At 69.0% G+C, this 17,449-nt stretch carries 14 protein-coding genes and 2 CRISPR repeat arrays; of the genes, 6 read left to right on the top strand and 8 right to left on the bottom strand.

Features of this window, described 5'->3' with window-relative positions:
- Positions 1 to 24: 24 nt before the first annotated feature.
- Positions 25 to 1,202 (top strand): IS3 family transposase gene (locus ACFW22_RS10995; RefSeq protein WP_386401538.1). Its coding sequence is split into 2 segments (ribosomal slippage): positions 25 to 309 and positions 312 to 1,202, totalling 1,176 coding nucleotides; the frame shifts between segments, so codons are not numbered across the junction.
- An 8-nt stretch (positions 1,203 to 1,210) separates the two neighbouring features.
- On the opposite strand, the gene ACFW22_RS10990 is transcribed toward ACFW22_RS10995, so the two are convergent.
- From ACFW22_RS10990 to ACFW22_RS10980, 3 genes are read right to left on the bottom strand one after another with little or no spacing between them, the layout of a single operon-like run.
- Complete coding sequence (locus ACFW22_RS10990; protein WP_386401639.1) at positions 1,211 to 1,576, bottom strand: HD domain-containing protein; 366 nt, start codon at positions 1,574 to 1,576, stop codon at positions 1,211 to 1,213.
- A 47-nt stretch (positions 1,577 to 1,623) separates the two neighbouring features.
- Positions 1,624 to 2,631 (bottom strand): IS3 family transposase, encoded by a 1,008-nt coding sequence (locus ACFW22_RS10985; protein WP_386401536.1) that lies wholly within the window; start codon positions 2,629 to 2,631, stop codon positions 1,624 to 1,626.
- A gap of 17 nt (positions 2,632 to 2,648) precedes the next feature.
- Entirely contained in the window at positions 2,649 to 3,032 is a 384-nt protein-coding gene (locus ACFW22_RS10980; RefSeq protein WP_386401534.1) for a transposase, read from the bottom strand.
- A gap of 497 nt (positions 3,033 to 3,529) precedes the next feature.
- Positions 3,530 to 4,534: a CRISPR direct-repeat array (repeat unit 28 nt; unit sequence GTCTTCCCCACCGACGTGGGGGTGTTCC).
- Positions 4,535 to 4,594: 60 nt separating this feature from the next.
- On the opposite strand from ACFW22_RS10980, the gene ACFW22_RS10975 reads away from it, so the two are divergent.
- The 3 genes from ACFW22_RS10975 (at position 4,595) to istB (ending at position 8,046) form a co-directional block, all read left to right on the top strand.
- A complete protein-coding gene (locus tag ACFW22_RS10975; protein WP_386401532.1) occupies positions 4,595 to 5,686 on the top strand; it encodes an IS630 family transposase in 1,092 nt (363 codons plus the stop codon).
- A 288-nt stretch (positions 5,687 to 5,974) separates the two neighbouring features.
- Entirely contained in the window at positions 5,975 to 7,234 is a 1,260-nt protein-coding gene (gene istA, locus ACFW22_RS10970; RefSeq protein ID WP_386401530.1) for an IS21 family transposase, read from the top strand.
- Positions 7,231 to 8,046 carry an IS21-like element helper ATPase IstB gene (istB, locus tag ACFW22_RS10965; RefSeq protein WP_386401529.1) on the top strand — a complete coding sequence of 272 codons (816 nt, stop codon included), beginning with the start codon at positions 7,231 to 7,233 and terminating at the stop codon, positions 8,044 to 8,046. The genes istA and istB overlap by 4 nt, the downstream gene beginning before the upstream one ends.
- 37 nt (positions 8,047 to 8,083) lie before the next feature.
- Here the strand turns inward: istB and ACFW22_RS10960 are convergent, their stop codons facing one another.
- Positions 8,084 to 8,530 carry a hypothetical protein gene (locus ACFW22_RS10960; RefSeq protein ID WP_386401527.1) on the bottom strand — a complete coding sequence of 149 codons (447 nt, stop codon included), beginning with the start codon at positions 8,528 to 8,530 and terminating at the stop codon, positions 8,084 to 8,086.
- 144 nt (positions 8,531 to 8,674) lie between these two features.
- Positions 8,675 to 9,679: direct repeats of the CRISPR family, unit length 28 nt; unit sequence GTCTTCCCCACCGACGTGGGGGTGTTCC.
- A gap of 3 nt (positions 9,680 to 9,682) precedes the next feature.
- On the opposite strand from ACFW22_RS10960, the gene ACFW22_RS10955 reads away from it, so the two are divergent.
- Positions 9,683 to 9,919 (top strand): hypothetical protein, encoded by a 237-nt coding sequence (locus tag ACFW22_RS10955; protein WP_386401525.1) that lies wholly within the window; start codon positions 9,683 to 9,685, stop codon positions 9,917 to 9,919.
- A gap of 243 nt (positions 9,920 to 10,162) precedes the next feature.
- Here ACFW22_RS10955 and ACFW22_RS10950 read toward each other — a convergent pair whose 3' ends face one another.
- From ACFW22_RS10950 to ACFW22_RS10935, 4 genes are read right to left on the bottom strand one after another with little or no spacing between them, the layout of a single operon-like run.
- On the bottom strand, positions 10,163 to 11,032 hold the full coding sequence (locus tag ACFW22_RS10950) for an ATP-binding cassette domain-containing protein (RefSeq protein ID WP_386401523.1): 870 nt from the start codon (positions 11,030 to 11,032) through the stop codon (positions 10,163 to 10,165).
- Positions 11,029 to 12,810, bottom strand: coding sequence for a dipeptide/oligopeptide/nickel ABC transporter permease/ATP-binding protein (locus ACFW22_RS10945; protein ID WP_386401521.1), 1,782 nt, complete (start codon positions 12,808 to 12,810; stop codon positions 11,029 to 11,031). Before ACFW22_RS10945 ends, ACFW22_RS10950 begins: the two co-directional genes overlap by 4 nt.
- A complete protein-coding gene (locus ACFW22_RS10940) occupies positions 12,807 to 13,748 on the bottom strand; it encodes an ABC transporter permease (RefSeq protein ID WP_386401519.1) in 942 nt (313 codons plus the stop codon). Before ACFW22_RS10940 ends, ACFW22_RS10945 begins: the two co-directional genes overlap by 4 nt.
- Before the next feature lie 37 nt (positions 13,749 to 13,785).
- Positions 13,786 to 15,321 (bottom strand): ABC transporter substrate-binding protein, encoded by a 1,536-nt coding sequence (locus tag ACFW22_RS10935; RefSeq protein WP_386401517.1) that lies wholly within the window; start codon positions 15,319 to 15,321, stop codon positions 13,786 to 13,788.
- Positions 15,322 to 15,457: 136 nt separating this feature from the next.
- On the opposite strand from ACFW22_RS10935, the gene ACFW22_RS10930 reads away from it, so the two are divergent.
- Positions 15,458 to 17,248, top strand: a complete 1,791-nt coding sequence (locus ACFW22_RS10930) for a substrate-binding domain-containing protein (RefSeq protein ID WP_386401515.1) — start codon at positions 15,458 to 15,460, stop codon at positions 17,246 to 17,248.
- Positions 17,249 to 17,449 lie beyond the last annotated feature (201 nt).

The raw sequence follows: 17,449 nt of genomic DNA, 5'->3' as shown, positions 1-17,449 counted from the left end.
GAAGCGGCCTGGAAGGATGTTGCAGTGCCCAAGCCGTATCCGAAGGAGTTCCGCGAGGACGTCGTGCGGGTCGCGCGCAACCGCGAGCCCGGCGTCACGCTGGAACAGATCGCCGCCGACTTCGGCGTCCACCCGATCACGCTGTCGAAGTGGCTGCGCCGCGCCGATACCGACGAGGGCGCCAGGCCCGCAACGGCATCGGGTGAGTCGGCCGAGCTGCGTGAGGCCCGCAAGCGCGTCCGGCTGCTGGAGCAGGAGAACGAGGTTCTGCGGAGGGCTGCGGCGTATCTGTCGCAGGCGAACCTGCCGGCAAAATGATGTACCCGCTCGTCCGCGAGCTGGCCGCCACCGCTGCCCCTCACCGGGTGCCGGTGGCGGTGACGTGCCGGGTGCCCGGGCTGGCCCGCCAGCCCTACTACCGGTGGCTGGACCGGCCGGTCACGGACGCCGAACTGTCCGAGGCATACCGGGCCGACGCCCTGTTCGACGCGCACCGCGACGATCCCGAGTTCGGTCACCGCTTCCTTCTCGACGAGGCTCATGCCGCCGGTGAGGCGATGGCGGAGCGGACGGCCTGGCGGATCTGCCGGGACAACGGCTGGTGGAGCGCGTTCGGTAAACGCAGGGGCCGAGGGAAGAATGCCAAGTCCGGGCCGCCGGTCCACGATGACCGGGTGCGGCGTGACTTCACCGCGGACGGGTCGAACCGGTTGTGGCTCACAGACATCACCGAGCACGCGACCGGCGAGGGCAAGCTGTATCTGTGTGCCGTCAAGGACGTGTACTCGGGCCGCATCGTGGGCTACTCCATCAATGCCCGGATGGAGTCCCGCCTCGCCGTGGCCGCGCTGGAGTCCGCCGTCGCCCGCCGCGGCCAGGTGGCCGGTTGCGTGGTGCATTCAGACCGCGCCCAGTTCCGGTCACGGAAGGTTGCTGCCGTACTCGCTCGGCACGGCCTGGTCGGCTCGATGGGCAGAGTCGGGGCCGCAGGCGACAACGCGGCCATGGAGAGCTTCTTCGCGCTGCTGCAAAAGAACGTCCTCGACCGCCGAACTTGGGCCAATCGACAGGAGCTGCGGATCGCGATCGTCACCTGGATCGAGCGGACCTACCACCGGCGTCGGCGCCAGAGACGTCTGGGCCGATTGACCCCCGTTGAGTACGAGACCATCATGACCCCACCCGCAGCTCTGGCTGCGTAAACCCGCTGTCACCCGATCATGCAGCAGTCCCAAGGATCGCCCAGAGCGTCAAGGACTGCGGCAGCATGGGCCTCACGCTGCCGTGCCCACATTGCGCCACCGAGATGCGAGTGACGCGATGGGTGCGTCCTTTGCGGGTCGAACCGGTGGAAACGCCCGTGGTGCCCGCCCAGCACCTCAGCGATACGCTCGATCTCCGTGTCCACCGTCGTACCAAAGCCCAGAGCCTCCAGAACGGCGGGTACCGCTTCCATCCCGGCGATGTCGTGCCCGAGCCGCTCGACGCCGATCCTTCCCGGATCACCCGCCAGCGAGTCACTCAAGCCGCTGCGCCCTCGAGCATCGCAGAACTGGAACCCGGAGAGCTTCCCGATGTCGTGCAGCCCCGGAAGATTTCAAGTCCAGTGAGACAGTCGTGACGCTATGAGGTTTGTGGTGCGGGCTCGCGTCGTTTGGCTGGGTCGTTGATCCATGCCTGCTGGGGTATCTGGGGTGGTCGGGGGCGTCGGCCGAAGCGTTCGGGATGGCGGGCGTATGCGTCGGCGAGGGTGACGGCCCGCTGGTCGCGGACCTCCTCGGCGGTGCCGAAGTGCACGCTGGCGGGCGTGTGCCAGCCGATGCCCGAGTGCCGGTGCTCGTGGTTGTAGTACGCGATGAACGCGTCGAACCACTCGCGGGCGTGGGCCAGCGAGTCGAACCGCTCGGGGTAGTCAGACATGTACTTCGCGGTCTTGAAGTGGGCCTCGCTGTAGGGGTTGTCGTTGGAGACCTTCGGCCTCGAGTGCGACCGGGTGACGCCGAGGTCGATCAGCAGCTGGGAGACCTTCTTCGAGGTCATCGACGTGCCGCGGTCGGCGTGCACGGTCTGGGGCACGATGCCGTTGCGGACGATGGTCTCCCGGATCAACTCCTCGGCCCGCACCGCTGATTCGGCGGCCTCGACGGTATGGCCGACGATGTAGCGGCTGAAGATGTCGATGATGACGTAGGCGTGATACCAGACGCCCTTGACCGGTCCGGCCGCCTTGGTGATGTCCCAGGTGAACACCTGCGAAGGTGCGGTGGCGACCAGCTCGGGCACCGTCTTCGCCGGGTGGGTGGCCTGGCGGCGGCGTTCGCCGGACTGCCCCTTGGCGCGCAGGATCCGGTACATCGTGGAGACGGAGCAGTGGTAGCGCCCGGCATCCAGCTCGCGGGCCCAGATCTGCGCGGGCGGCAGCTCGGCGTACTCGCCCGAGTTCATCAGCTCCAGGACCGTCGCCCGCTCCTCGGGTGTGAGGGCCGAGGGCTGGACCTGCGGTTTCCTGGGCTTTCGCTCGGGCGGGGGCCGCAGCCGGCGGTAGTGGGTGGCCCGGGAGCGGCCGGTCAGCCGGCACGCGGCCGTAATGCCCAGTTCGCCCTGGACGCCGGTGAACGCGTCGTCGACCACCGGGTCGGCGGCAGCGTTCAGTCCGCGCCCTCGGAGATCATTTCCAAGAGCGCGGAAGCTTTTCCCATGACTTCCAGCGCGGCCTTGTTCCGGGCCAGTTCCTTCTCCAGCCGTTCCACCTGGCGGCGCAGTTTCTCGTTCTCCGCCTCGGCTGCGGACTTCTTCGGCCGGGCCGGGCTGGTGCGCTTGTCGACCAGCTTCTCCAGAGCCCCGGCATCCCGCGCGGCCCGCCACTCGGTGACGTGCGAGTGGTACAGGCGCTCGCGGCGCAGGACCGCGCCCTTCTCGTTCTTGGGCGCGGCGTCGTACTCGGCCACGATCCGCAGCTTGTACTCGGGACTGAAGGTGCGGCGCTTCGGCCGGGCAGCCGGGTCGGGTCCGGCAGGGTTGATGCTGGCCATGAGGGGGTGGTTCTCCTGTCGTGCCCTCTCAGGCTAACCCGGCGAAGCGGGACGTCTCACCCAAGGCTGACAGAGAGGGCCCGCGCAGAGCGCGGTCAGAGCGCGTGTCCGATCCGGCGCATCGGACAAGCCGAAACCCTCGGCGATGGCCAGCCTCTGGTTGTCGGACAAGTAGTGGTCCCACAGAACAGGGCAATCGCCGCAGCATCCAGCAGGTGCCTCACCAGCGGATAGGCCGGAAGCTTGGGATTCAACCCCCGAGACTTTCCCCACGCCGTCTCATCAGGAGCTGTGTCCGGCCGTCGCATCATGAGTATTCCCCTACCGTCCGCGCGCTCGGCCCGTGTCGTCGGAGCCCGTCCACGTCTACTCCACCATGCGGCGCTGACAACACGCGGGTGAACGGTCGGGTAGCTTTGCGGCATGCGCTTCAGTACCCGGCCAGCAGCGCTGGTAAAGCAATTGCAAAGCCTCTGCTGAGTTGCAGGTCACGAAGGGTCTTCCCCACCGACGTGGGGGTGTTCCGATCATGTGCTGGGTGGGGGTCGACTGGGCTCTGTCTTCCCCACCGACGTGGGGGTGTTCCGGCGATCCGGCGCAGGATCGCGGAGATCCGGGCGTCTTCCCCACCGACGTGGGGGTGTTCCGGGCGACGCCGCCCTGCAGGTCGTCTCCCAGCTGTCTTCCCCACCGACGTGGGGGTGTTCCGTCCGTAATGGACGCGGCTGGCCGCAGTCGCAGGTCTTCCCCACCGACGTGGGGGTGTTCCGGTGCGGGCCATGCTGGTGGGCCGGGCGCCGGTGTCTTCCCCACCGACGTGGGGGTGTTCCGGCCACCGGCCAGTTCATCGAATTCCACGTCGAGTCTTCCCCACCGACGTGGGGGTGTTCCGAACCTGACCCACGCGGCGGTCGCCCTGGACGAGTCTTCCCCACCGACGTGGGGGTGTTCCACAGATGGCGCATCAGATGAGGTAGATGGGCCCGTCTTCCCCACCGACGTGGGGGTGTTCCGGCCGCCACGGCCCGTGAGGCCTGCCAGATGGAGTCTTCCCCACCGACGTGGGGGTGTTCCGACCAGTCGTCTGCCGCTCGTGAACCCGTCTTGGTCTTCCCCACCGACGTGGGGGTGTTCCGCAGGCGGTCACCGGGCTGAAGGAGGCTCGCCGGTCTTCCCCACCGACGTGGGGGTGTTCCGCCGTGACGGACGTCGCACAGCGGACCGCGACGGTCTTCCCCACCGACGTGGGGGTGTTCCCCGGGGGCCCAGGCTGTGCACGGCCGTGAGGGAGTCTTCCCCACCGACGTGGGGGTGTTCCGTCGTCGGCCTGGCCCTCGTGGAGTACAGCTACGTCTTCCCCACCGACGTGGGGGTGTTCCGGGCGGAACCGACCCGGCCTTCGTCATCTTCCAGTCTTCCCCACCGACGTGGGGGTGTTCCGCCGACCGACACCATGCCCGTGCGACTGCGCTTGTCTTCCCCACCGACGTGGGGGTGTTCCGGAACTCGCCCGGCTCCTAGTGTCCTGAGTCTTAGAAGAGCTATAGAAGTATGCTGGGCTCATGGCACGCATGGGTCGACCGACGGTTGACGTGGTTCTGACGGATGACGAGCGTGAGACGTTGCTGCGCTGGTCGCGGCGGGCGACGTCCGCGCAGGCTCTGGCGCTGCGTTGTCGGATCGTCCTGGCGTGTGCTGACGGGCTGTCGAACACGCAGGTGGGTAAGGAACTTGGGGTACATCCGACCACGGTGGCCACTTGGCGCAAGCGGTTCGCGGCCCAGCGGCTGGAGGGCCTGGCCGACGAAAAGCGGCCGGGTCCTGCCCGCACGGTGACGGACGAGCAGGTCGAGGACGTGATCGTGCGGACTCTGGAGACAACGCCGAAGGGCGCCACCCACTGGTCCACTCGTGAGATGGCAAAGCAGAGCGGGCTGAGCCAGTCGACGGTCTCGCGGATCTGGCGCACCTTCGGCCTCAAGCCGCACCAGGTCGACACCTTCAAGCTGAGCAAGGGCCCGCAGTTCGTCGAGAAGGTCCGCGACGTGGTGGGTCTGTACCTTGATCCGCCCGAGCGCGCCATTGTGCTCTGCGTCGATGAGAAGTCGCAGATTCAGGCGCTGGACCGATCGGCCCCGGTGCTGCCGATGATGCCCGGTATGCCCGAGCGCCGCACCCACGATTACCTGCGTGGAGGCGTCACCACCTTGTTCGCGGCGCTCAACACCGCCACCGGCGAGGTCATCGGCTCCCTGCACCGCCGCCACCGCGCCGCCGAGTTCAAGAAGTTCCTCGCGAAGCTGGACAAGGAAGTCCCCGCCGAGCTCGACGTCCACCTGATCTGCGACAACTACGCCACCCACAAGACTCCTGCCATCCAGAAGTGGCTGCTCGCACACCCGCGCTTCCATATGCACTTCACGCCGACCAGCTCGTCCTGGCTCAATCAGGTCGAGCGCTGGTTCGGCCTGCTGACGGACAAGCAGATACGGCGTGGGGTCCACAAGAACGTCCAGGCGCTCGAGAAGGACATCCGCGACTGGATCGCCCACTGGAACGAGGACCCCAAGCCGTTCACCTGGACCAAGTCCGCCGACGAGATCTTCGAACGCCTCGCCGGCTACCTGAACCGCCTGCCGAACCCCAAACCCTAGATATGCACCTCTTCCGAGACTCAGGACACTAGCCGACGACTGAACGTCTTCCCCACCGACGTGGGGGTGTTCCGTTGTGCGCTACTGGAACATTCGCGCGTGATCAGTCTTCCCCACCGACGTGGGGGTGTTCCGAGACCGAGACGGTCCGCCTCGCGCTGCACCTGGTTTTCCCCACCGACGTGGGGGTGTTCCCCGTCATGCGTCCGTAGGAGCTGCCTGTCGCCGCTTCGTGAAAACTGACCCCCAGGCGGTCTCCGAATATTGACCCCTCCTGAGTCTTGGAGGGTGCTGAAAGTGGAGGACTGGGCAGAGATACGTCGGCTGCATCGAGCGGAGGGCGTGCCCATCAAAGAGATCTCGCGGCGGCTGGGGGTGGCCCGGAACACGGTGCAGGCCGCGTTGGCTTCGGACCGGCCGCCGAAGTACGAGCGGGCGCCACGCGGGTCGGTGGCGGATACCTTTGAGCCGCAGATCCGGTTCCTGCTGAACGAGTGGCCCACGATGCCGGCGCCGGTGGTTGCCGAGCGGATCGGCTGGCCGCATTCGCTGTCGCCTCTGAAGCGGAAGCTGGCCCAGATCCGGCCCGAGTACGTGGGCATCGACCCGGTCGACCGGGTCACCTACGAGCCGGGCGAGATCGCCCAGTGCGACCTGTGGTTCCCGGAACCGAAGGTGCCGGTCGCACCGGGGCAGGAGCGGGTGCTGCCGGTGCTTGTGATGACGCTCGGCTTCTCCCGGTTCATGACGGCGGTGATGATCCCTTCTCGGCAGGGCGGCGACATCCTGTCGGGGATGTGGGACCTGATCAGCGGCATCGGCCGGGTCACCAAGACGCTGGTCTGGGACCGCGAGGCAGCAATCGGCGGGACCGGGCGGGTGACCGCGCCGGCGGCGGCGTTCGCCGGGACCCTGGCCACCCGGATCAAGCTCGCCCCGCCCCGCGACCCCGAATACAAGGGCATGGTCGAGCGGAACAACCAGTACCTGGAGACCTCGTTCCTGCCCGGCCGGACATTCGCCTCCCCGGCGGACTTCAACCTGCAGTTGGCCGAGTGGCTGGACCGGGCCAACGCCCGCACCGTCCGCTCGATCCAGGGCCGGCCGGTCGACCTGCTGGAGACCGACTACCTGTCGATGATCCCGCTGCCGCCCCTCGCCCCGCCGATCGGACTCAACCAGCGGGTCCGGCTCGGCCGGGACTACTACGTCCGCGTCGACACTGTCGACTACTCGGTGGACCCGCAGGCCATCGGCCGGTTCGTCGACGTCACTGCCTCCCTGCAGGAGGTGACGGTGTTCTGCGACGGCCAGGTCGTCGCTCAGCACCAGCGGTCCTGGGCGAAGCAGATCGTGGTCACCGACCCCGTCCATGCCGCGACCGCCCAGCGGATGCGCCAGGCCCTGGCCCTAGACCGGCAAAAGCGCCAGGCCTCGACCAGGCGCCACGCCGACGGACATGCCGTCGCGCTGCGGGCACTGCCCGACTACGACGCCCTGTTCGGCGTCGACTTCGACCCTGCGAGCACGAGAGCGAGCAACGAATGACCACCACCAAGGCGAAGGCCGGCACCGGCACGGCGACGAAGGACGGGCTTCCGTCCATGCTCGCCTACCTGACCCGGGTCCTGAAGACCCCGACGATCGGAGCGTTCTGGGAGGAGCTCGCCGAGCAGGCACGGGACGAGAACTGGTCCCACGAGGAGTATCTGGCAGCCCTGCTGCAGCGGCAGGTCGCCGACCGGGAGTCCAAGGGCACCGTGATGCGGATCCGCACTGCCCACTTCCCGCAGGTCAAGACGCTGGAGGACTTCAACCTCGACCACCTGCCGTCGCTGCGGCGCGACGTCCTCGCGCACCTGGCGACCGGCACGTTCGTCGCGAAGGCGGAGAACGTGATCCTGCTCGGCCCGCCCGGGATCGGCAAGACCCACCTGGCCATCGGGCTCGGGGTGAAGGCCGCCCACGCCGGCTATTCGGTGCTGTTCGACACCGCCAGCAACTGGATCACCCGGCTCCAGGCGGCTCACCAGGCCGGGCGGTTGGACGCCGAGTTGAAGAAGATCCGCCGCTACAAGTTGATCATTATCGACGAGGTGGGCTACATCCCGTTCGACCAGGATGCCGCGAACCTGTTCTTCCAGCTCATCGCCTCCCGCTACGAACAGGGCTCGGTGATGGTCACTTCGAACCTGCCCTTCGGGCGGTGGGGAGAGATCTTCTCCGACGACGTGATGGCCGCCGCGATGATCGACCGCCTGGTCCACCACGCCGAGGTCCTCACCCTCACCGGTGACTCCTATCGCACCCGCCAGCGGCGCGAACTCCTCGCGAAGGAGAACCGCGCCAGCCGCGACTGAGCCGCCCCGGACAGCCGGTCTGGACAGACGGTCCGGTTCAGAGCGACCACCAGCAATACAGGTGCATGTCGGATGACCGGGCACGCTGGGCGAGCCCCGCCAGGGCCTCAAGGACATCGAGCGCGTTGGAGGCGTCGACCTTGCTCTGCTGCAGTTCGGCCGTCATCGACCACGGCTCGGCGACGCGTTCCAGGTCGGCCCCCGTCGCCTCGGCGAGGGCCTCGGCCAGGGTGTCCGACACGCTGATGATGAGGCGGCCTTCGTCCTCCGGAGAGGACAGCAGCTGCCCGGCCCGCGGGCGTCGGCTGGCCTCCTCATAGGTGCAGTTTGTGAGGATGGCTTCGAGCTGGGCGATGGCGACGACCGGATCGATGTTCTTGAGGAAGACCACGTCGAGCGCGGCTTCGGCCGGCCCTCCGGCCCGCTCGGCCACCGCCAACGCTGCTTGGTCGTCAGCAGCAGAGAAGTAATCGCACAACGTCATGGCGACGAGTCTCACATCCATGGCCGACAGCCTGGCTCGTCCAGAGCAAGGTCAGCAGACCCAAGTCGCCGACCATAAAGGGGTCAATTTTCGGGGACCCACACGGGGTCAATTTTCAGAGACCGTTGACACTGCCTGCGTAGCGTCTTCCCCGCCGACGTGGGGGTGTTCCGGGCCCGACCGGCATCCGGTCGGGCCCTTCGAGGTCTTCCCCACCGACGTGGGGGTGTTCCGGTCCGCGAGATCATGCAGCGCGGTGACCTGACGTCTTCCCCACCGACGTGGGGGTGTTCCGGATCGGGGCGTCGTGGAGCTTCACAGGGCGGTGTCTTCCCCACCGACGTGGGGGTGTTCCGTCCGCGCTGGAGTCCGCGCTGATCGAGTCCGGGGTTTTCCCCACCGACGTGGGGGTGTTCCGGACGGCGCCACCTCCAAGGTCGTCGTCCTCAAGTCTTCCCCACCGACGTGGGGGTGTTCCGACGCGCCGCATAGTAGGCGTGGTCCCGCGGGTGTCTTCCCCACCGACGTGGGGGTGTTCCGGCCGCTACCGCCATGATCAACCGCCGTACGCGGTCTTCCCCACCGACGTGGGGTGTTCCGCCGGCATCTCCCAGATACGCGCGGCCGGTGCCGTCTTCCCCACCGACGTGGGGGTGTTCCGACGAGCCCCACCCGAAGGACGAGCCGGTTTTCGTCTTCCCCACCGACGTGGGGGTGTTCCGGACCTCGCAGACTGGCTGGTGACCGCGATCAAGTCTTCCCCACCGACGTGGGGGTGTTCCGGCGACCTGTTCGAGGGCGACCCTGCGATGCTGGTCTTCCCCACCGACGTGGGGGTGTTCCGTGGGCGTCCTCGGCCCCGTGCCGAGGGGGGCGGTCTTCCCCACCGACGTGGGGGTGTTCCATCAACAGCCCCGAGGGCATCGAGGCCCGCCTAGTCTTCCCCACCGACGTGGGGGTGTTCCGTCGGGCCACAGGACGATCCGTTGGGACTTCGCGTCTTCCCCACCGACGTGGGGATGTTCCGCAGCGCCTCAAGTCGCCCGGCAGCGCCGAGTTGTCTTCCCCACCGACGTGGGGGTGTTCCGTACGAGCGCACGGTCGGGTCCCACTTCTCGCCGTCTTCCCCACCGACGTGGGGGTGTTCCGCGCATGAACCGCCCCGGGTTCGGTAGAGACCTCACGTGGCACCGTGTCGCGATCTGGCTCCGCCGTAAACACAGCATCCACAGCAGCCAGTTGAAGAGATTCTGTGATCAGGGGTGGCGGTTCGCCGACGGCGAGATCGCGTTCCTCGGCGCATCCAGCGTCATGATCGAACGCTATCGCTACCGCGGAGCACGTATTCCGACTCTGTGGACCATCGACTCGGCAGCCGGAACCGGCTGACCGCAGGGCAAGACACGTGGAGAGCCGGATGCGTGGAGACACGCACGTCCGGTTCGGGTCGGCGGCTCGGGGAAACGGAACGACGGCAACGTCGTCACCGCGCCCCGAGCCGACCGCACAAGGACACATCGCGGTGGAGTGGGCGACGTGGGTGGTGAGCCGGCAGCCATGGTCGGCCGGCGAGGAGGGGGAAGGTCCCGCGCCGACGGGTCGACGCGGGACCTCGTAGCGGCACGACGGACGTCAGGACGCCGTGCCGCGGCTTGAAGGGCCTTCCCCTGTGGCGGTGGTGGACAGCCGCTGCCGCTGGGCGCGGCGTTCCGCCTGCCGGTCCGGGTCGGGAAGCGGAGAGGCCATCAGCAGCTTTCGGGTGTAGGGGTGCTGCGGATCGGCGGTGACCTGTGCGCCGTCCCCTTCCTCGACGATGTCGCCCCGGTAGAGGACCGCGACGCGGTGGCTCAGGTGGCGTACGACGGCCAGGTCGTGGGAGATGAACAGGTAGGCGACGCCGGACGCCTCCTGGATCTCCTTCAGCAGGTCCAGGACCCGCGCCTGGGTGGTCAGGTCGAGGGCCGATACGGGCTCGTCGCACACGATGAGCGCCGGTTCCAGCGCGAGGGCCCGGGCGATGGCGATCCGCTGCCGCTGGCCCCCGGAGAACTCGCGGGGCAGCCGTCGGGCCGAGTCCCGGGGCAGCCCGACACGTTCCAGCAGCTCGTCCACGCGTGCGTGCGCCTTCACCGGATCGGTCGCACGCGTCGCCGTCAGCGGTTCGGTGAGGATGTCGCCGATGTTCTGCGCCGGGTTGAGGGAACCGTACGGGTCCTGGAAGACGGCCTGGATGTCCGTGGCCAGGGCTCGGCGGGAACGGCGGTCCAGCCGGGTGATGCTGCGGTCGCGGAAGCGGATGTCGCCGCCGGTGACCGGGGCCAGGCCGAGGATCGCCCGGCCCAGCGTGGTCTTGCCGGAGCCTGATTCGCCCACCACCCCGAGGGTTTCGCCGGGCCGGATGCCGAGGCTGACGCCGTGCAGGATCGGTGTGGGCCGGGCCCGGAAACCACGGCCGGGGTAGGAGACTTCGAGGTCTTCGACGGTGAGCAGCGGGGCGGTCATTCGGACACCTCGGCGGGGGCGGGTTCGGTCGTAGGAGCGTCGGTGGAGGGGGCGCTCGCGCTCCAGGGCTTTCTCGCGGGTCCGCCGTCGAGGATCGCCGCCAGGAGCGACCTGGTGTAGGGGCGGGCGGGCTCGTGGAAGATCGCGCGCACCGGACCGGTCTCGATGATCCGACCGGCTTTCATGACCGATACCGTGTCGCACAGGTCCGCCACGACGCCGAAGTTGTGCGTCACCAGCAGGATCGCCATGTCGTGCTCGTCGCGCAGGTCGCGCAGGAGGTCGAGCACTTCGGCCTGGATCGTCACGTCGAGAGCGGTGGTCGGCTCGTCGGCGATGAGGAGGTCCGGTCCGCAGGAGACGGCGCCGGCGATGAGGACGCGTTGGGCCATGCCGCCGGAGATCTGGTGCGGGTGGGAGGCGAACACCCGGGCGGGGTCGTCGAGGCCGACCCTGGCCAGGAGTTCGAGAGCCCGGGTCCTGGCCTGGGTCCGCGACATTCCCAGGTGCAGCCTCAGCGGTTCGGTGAGCTGCTCGCCGATGGTGAAGGACGGGTCCAGGTTCGCCATCGGTTCCTGGGGGATGTACGCGATCCGCCGGCCGCGCAGGGCCGCCAACGTCTTCTCGGAGGCCCCGGCCAGTTCCGTACCCTCGTACAGGATGGAGCCCGCGGTGACGTGTCCGCCGTCGGAGAGCACGCCGAGGATGGCGAACGCGGTCTGTGTCTTGCCCGATCCGGATTCGCCGACCAGGCCGTGGATCTCGCCGCGCCGCACGCTCAGGCCGACGCCGCGGACGACCTCAGCCATCCCGCCCTGAGGTAGGGCGTAGCCGACCCGCAGGTCTGTGGCCCTCAGGACGTCCTCGGTCTTTACGGCCGGGCCGGTGTGGAGGGTCGGTGCGGGTTCGTCGGCGGCCGGGGAAGTCGCCGTGTCCTCCGCGGTGGCGCCGGTCCCGGCCCGGGTTCCCGATCCGGATTCCAGCGTGTCCCGCAGGGCGTTCGCCAGGAGCACGCACGCCACGCAGACCAGTCCGATCACGGTACTGGGCCAGAGCATCAGCAGCGGTGCGGTGTAGATGTTGCGGAAGCCGTCGCTGAGCATGGTGCCCCAGGTGACGATGTTCGGATCGCCCAGGCCGACGAACTCGAGCCCTGCCTGGAGCGCGACCGCGGCGCCGGCCACCATCGCGCCCTGGATGATGACGGGCGTGCGTACCACGGTCAGGATGTGGCGCCGGATGATCCGTGCGTCGGTCAGCCCCGCGACGCGGGCCGCGTCGACGTACAGCTCCTCGCGGACCCGCAGCACGGCGGAGCGCACCACGCGGTAGAACACCGGGGTGATCAGGACGCCGATGATCGTCATGGACGACCACAGGCCCGGGCCGATCACCGCACGGGCGGCCAGCAGCACGATCATCCCGGGCAGCGCCATCAGCAGTCCGAACGCCCAGTCCGCCGTGGCGTCGAACCAGCCGCGGAAGTAGCCGCCGACCAGCCCGGCGCTGATGCCGATGACGGATGACACGCCGAGCGTGAGGGCCGCGCCGGACAGGCTGTAGCGGCCTGCGTACAGCAGGTTCGACAGGACGTCGCCGCCGCTGGTGTCGGTGCCGAGCGGGTGCTGCCCACTGGGTGCCTCCAGTGCGTGCGCGATGTCGCCGGTGTGCGCCGCGTACGGTGCCAGCCAGGGTGCGAGCACCGCGGAGAGCACCGCCAGGGCGAGGATGAGCACCGAGGCGAACCCCAGGGGGTTGCGGAGGAGACCGTGCTTCATATCTGCCTCGCCTTCGGGGTGAGCCAGCCCTGCGTCAGGTCGGTGAGGAGGTTGATGACGACCACCATCACCGTGGTCATCACGACCAAGCCCATGATCGTCGGCAGGTCTCCGCCGCCGGTGGCGGTGATCGCGTACTGCCCGATGCCGGGGAGTGCGAAGATCTGCTCGATGATGACCGCGCCGCCGAGCAGCCCGATCGTCTGTAGGCTCAGCACGGTCAGTGCCGGTCCGGCCGCGTTGCGCAGCACGTGACGGAACAGGACACGGCGCGCCGAGAGGCCGCGGGTGCGCAGGGTGCGGACCCAGTCCTGGCGCAGGGTATCGAGCACGGCGCCGCGGATCTGCTGTGTCAGGCTGACCGTGCTGCCGAGAGCCAGTGCGATCACCGGCAGGGTGACCGAGCCCAGCCACCGTGCGGGGCTCTCGCTGAGTGGCGTGTACCCGGTCGCGGCGAACAGTTTCAGCTTGACCGCGAAGACGGTGACGAGGAACAGGGCGACGACGAAGCCCGGCAGGGCGATGCCGACGACCGACGCCCCCTGCACGATCTTGTCGACCGTGCCGCCGCGGGTGGCCGCCCATACCCCGAGCACCGCGGACAGGACCACGGTCAGCAGGGTCGTGCCCAGGACCAGGGACAGGGTGACCGGCAGCCGACTGCCGATGCCCTGCGCCACGGTCTCGCCGGTGAACCAGGAACGGCCGAGGTCTCCGTGCAGGGCCCCCGAGGCCCAGGTGGCGAACTGGGTCCACACCGGTGCGTCCAGCCCCAGTTCGGCGGACTTGGCCGCGATCTGCTCCTGGGTCGCGCCGCCTCCGAGGATCCGGCGAACCACGTCGCCGGATCCGGCGTAGAGCAGGAGGAAGGAAAGGGCGGTGACGGCCATCAGCAGGACCAGCCCGGACAGCAGTCTTCTTCGTAGATAGGCGAGCATGGATGGCTCCGGTCGTACGCGGGGGTGTCGGCGGGGCTCAGGAAGCGGGCGCGAAGCCGAGCAGGTTCGGCGAGGCCCAGCCCTTGAGTAGGGTCACGCTGGTGCGCGGGTCGGTGGCCCAGGCATTGTTCATCCGGTACCAGGGCGCGAACCACGCCTCGTCGGTGAGGCGGGCGTTGAGCTTGACGAGGGTGTCCTTGCGGCTGGTGTCGTCGCCGTTGCGGTACTCGTCGATCAGGTTGGCCAGCTTGGGGTCGGACACGTGGAACGGGTTGAACTGCGAGTCCGGCTGCAGCAGCAGCTGGATCATGAGCCAGGGGTCGCCGGCCTGGAACTGGAAGTAGGAAGCCGGGTACTTGGCCGTCAGCAGGTCGGTCAGGACGTTGGGGCCGCCGTCGGCGAGCTCCGCGGTGATGCCGACCGCGGCGAGCTGCTGCTTGATCGTCTGCAGCAGCGGCCCGGCACCGGGGAGGGTGGGCAGGGTGATCTTCACGTCGGAGGCGTGTCCGGCCTCGGCCAGCAGCCGCTTGGCCTTCGCCGGGTCATAGGCCCACTTCGTCTCCAGCGACGGGTCCAGTGGGCCGCCGTCGGGGCCGGCGAACATCTGGCTCGTGACGGTGCCCTGTCCCTGGGCGACCGCCTTGAGCAGGGCCTTGCGGTCGAACGACAGGTTGATCGCCTGCCGGACCCGCTTGTCGGCAAGCGCTGGAGCGGACTTGCCCTCGCGGTCGAACAGGAACAGCCCCGCGATGTCGAGTTGCTGTGTGGTGACCTTCCAGCCGCTCTGCTTCGCCTGCTCGCCGGTGGTTCCGTTGGCGGAAGCGGCGTTCACCTGGCCCGTGCGGATCGCGTTGACCATCGCGCTGGGATCGGCGAAGACCTTGATGTCGACCTGGTCGTAGCGCACCGCCGAGGCGTTCCAGTAGTCCGGGTTCTTCTTGTAGACGTAGGCCGAGCCGATGACCGTGGACGGATCGAGCGTGTACGGGCCGGTGCCGACCGGCTTCGTGCCCTCGTCTGCGCCGCCGAACGTCTTCGGCGCCTCCATGTAGGCGGCCGAGGTCCCCAGTGCGGACAGGATGCCGGGGTCCTTCTGCTTCAGGGAGAGGACCAGGGTCCGCGGGTCCTTGACCGTGATGCCGGTCACCGCCTGCAGGGTCTTGGCGTTGGTGCCCGCCTTGATGTTCCGGTCGAGGTTCGCCTTGGCCGCGGCCGCGTCGAAGGTCTCTCCGTTGGTGAACTTCACGCCGGCGCGCAGGGTCAGGGTGAGCTTGGTCCCGGTCGGGTCGTACGCCCACTTGGTCGCCAGGCCCGGCTGGGGCGACCCGTCGGGGCCGAGGACGAGCAGGGAGTCGTACACCGGCTGGTAGAAGAGGGTCTGCCCACCGGTCACCGGGGCGGACGCTGACAGCGACTGAGGCGCGAGGGACTGGCCGATCGTCAGCTTGGCCGCGGTACGGCCGCTGGGCTTGGTGGCCGAGCCGTTCGAGTCGGAGGGGCCGCTGCAGGCGGTGAGAGCCAGTGCGGTGGCCATGAGGAGAAGGGCCGGCTTGCCGCTGAGGGTCGGCTTCATACAGGACTCCTGGAAGAGGGCTTTCCGGAATGTGGCTGGAAGCTACCACCAAACTTCGAACGAGTGAAAGGTTTTCGATGGCTCCTTTCGACCCTGTACGCGGCGCGGCCGGCGCCGCCGGGCACAATCTCCTTCCATGAACGCCGTCCCCGACACCCCCGGAAAGCGCCGCGGCCCCTACCGCAAGTCCGCCGAGCGCCGCCATGAGATCCTGGAGGCGGCGGTGACGGCCTTCGCGCGCGGCGGCCACCGCGGCGCCTCGATCCGGGAGATCTCCGAGCTGGTCGGGATGAGTGCGCCCGGGCTGCTGCACCACTTCGGCTCGAAGGAGGCGCTGCTGATCGAGGTCCTGCGCCACCGCGATGAGCTGGACCTGGGAGCCGGGTACCCGGGCGGGCGCAGCGGCCTGGAAGCGCTGCTCTGGCTGGTCGAGAGAATGCGGCGCAACGAGGACAGGAAGGGCCTTGTCGAGCTGTACTGCGTGCTCTCGGCGGAGGCGGCCTCGCCCGACCACCCCGCGCACGCCTACTTCGTCCAGCGCTACGAATGGCTGCGCGACTACACGGCGCTCGCCTATGAGGCCCTCGACGAGAGGGGCGCGCTGCGACCGGGGGTGCGGCCGGCCTCCGCCGCGCGGTCGACCATTGCCGTGATGGACGGTCTGCAGGTGCAGTGGCTACTCAACCCGGCAGCCGTGGACATGGCCGAGGAACTCCTCGCGCACCTGCGCACCCAGGTGACCGAGGAAGCGTGGCGGGCTACGGGAAGGGAGGCGGGCGCACCCGGCGGCGGTCCGCGATCCGCGCCGCAGATCTCGCGGGAGGAGGGAGTCGGGGGGCCGGCGCCGGTACCCCAGCCGTCCGGTCCCGAGGGGCGGGTCGGGGGAGCTGGAACGGCCGGAGAGCCGGGCGCGCAGACCGTCACCATCCAGGACATCGCCCGTCTCGCGGGCGTCTCGACCGCCTCGGTGTCACGGGCCCTGAACGACCGCCCGGGCGTCTCGGCCGCGACGCGGGACGCGGTGCTGCGAGTCGCGGCCGAGCACGGATTCAGCGGCAACGCGAGCGCCAGGGCCCTGAAATCCGGGCTGACCGGCCGGATCGCCTTCCAGTTGCCCTGGGTGAACGTCGAGTACTGTGGCAGGATCCTGGAGGGCGCGGCCCGCGTGCTCCGCGACACTGGGCACAGCCTGTCGGTCATCACCACCGGCGTCGAGGAAGTAGAGCTGGCGGAGACCGTCGGGCGGCTGAACCGCACCCGCTTCGACGGAGCGATCCAGGTGCTGCCTTTCGGCGCCCCGGAGCGGTTCCGGGAGCTGGCCGCGTCCGGATTCCCCCTGGTCCAGGTGGACCCGGCGGTGGACCTCGCTCTGCCGTTCCCGGCCGTGGTCTGCGACAACGCCAGCGGCGGCAGGCAGGCGGCGGAGCACCTGCTGAGGCTCGGGCACCGCGAGATCGGAGTCCTGGCCGGACGGCCGGAAACCCTGCTCGCCACCGTGGATCGGCTCCGCGGCTTCAGCGAGGCACTGGCCACCGCCGGAGTTCTGCTGGATCCGGCGCACGTGCGCTACGCGCGCATGGAGGTGGAGGACGGCTTCATGGCCGCGACCTCGCTGCTGTCGGCACCAGACCGTCCGACGGCTGTCTTCGCCTTCAACGACCGGATGGCGGCGGGCGTCCTGCGGGCGGCGCAGTCCCTCGGCATCGACGTGCCCGGCGAGCTGTCGGTCGTCGGCTTCGACGACCAGGAGTCGGCCGCCCTCGTGACACCGTCCCTGACCACGGTGCGCCAGCCGCTGGAACGGCTCGGGGCCACCGCCGCACGCGTACTGCTGGACTGGATCGGCGGAACCGACCCCGGTGCCGCGTCCCGGACGCTGCCCGTCGAGCTCGTCGTCCGGGGGAGTACGGCCCGCGCTTCACGCTGAGGGAGCCCCGGCGGCGGAGCCGGACGCGAATCGGTTGCGTGACCGTCCGTTTCCGGCCCGGAGGGAGGGGCCGGAAGTTGCCAGACGGATCCTTCTAGCGGTGGCGGGCGTTCCTGTGCCACGATCGTAAACGTTTACGTTCGAGGCGGGCTCCCGCCCGCGAACGGCCGAAAGCTTGCGCTTCGGCCGCCGAAGGAGCAT

It is taken from the genome of Streptomyces sp. NPDC058872, assembly GCF_042743065.1.
Classification (GTDB): Bacteria; Actinomycetota; Actinomycetes; order Streptomycetales; family Streptomycetaceae; genus Streptomyces.
The sequence above is the reverse complement of the archived record's forward strand: the minus strand, read 5'-3'. Positions and strand labels throughout refer to the sequence as shown.

Coding starts and splice junctions, on each gene's coding strand:
- ACFW22_RS10980 (WP_386401534.1), bottom strand. CDS start 3,032: ATGGCCAGCATCAACCCTGCCGGACCCGACCCGGCTGCCCGGCCGAAG.
- ACFW22_RS10975 (WP_386401532.1), top strand. CDS start 4,595: ATGGCACGCATGGGTCGACCGACGGTTGACGTGGTTCTGACGGATGAC.
- istB (WP_386401529.1), top strand. CDS start 7,231: ATGACCACCACCAAGGCGAAGGCCGGCACCGGCACGGCGACGAAGGAC.
- ACFW22_RS10960 (WP_386401527.1), bottom strand. CDS start 8,530: ATGACGTTGTGCGATTACTTCTCTGCTGCTGACGACCAAGCAGCGTTG.
- ACFW22_RS10955 (WP_386401525.1), top strand. CDS start 9,683: ATGAACCGCCCCGGGTTCGGTAGAGACCTCACGTGGCACCGTGTCGCG.
- ACFW22_RS10950 (WP_386401523.1), bottom strand. CDS start 11,032: ATGACCGCCCCGCTGCTCACCGTCGAAGACCTCGAAGTCTCCTACCCC.
- ACFW22_RS10945 (WP_386401521.1), bottom strand. CDS start 12,810: ATGAAGCACGGTCTCCTCCGCAACCCCCTGGGGTTCGCCTCGGTGCTC.
- ACFW22_RS10940 (WP_386401519.1), bottom strand. CDS start 13,748: ATGCTCGCCTATCTACGAAGAAGACTGCTGTCCGGGCTGGTCCTGCTG.
- ACFW22_RS10935 (WP_386401517.1), bottom strand. CDS start 15,321: ATGAAGCCGACCCTCAGCGGCAAGCCGGCCCTTCTCCTCATGGCCACC.
- ACFW22_RS10930 (WP_386401515.1), top strand. CDS start 15,458: ATGAACGCCGTCCCCGACACCCCCGGAAAGCGCCGCGGCCCCTACCGC.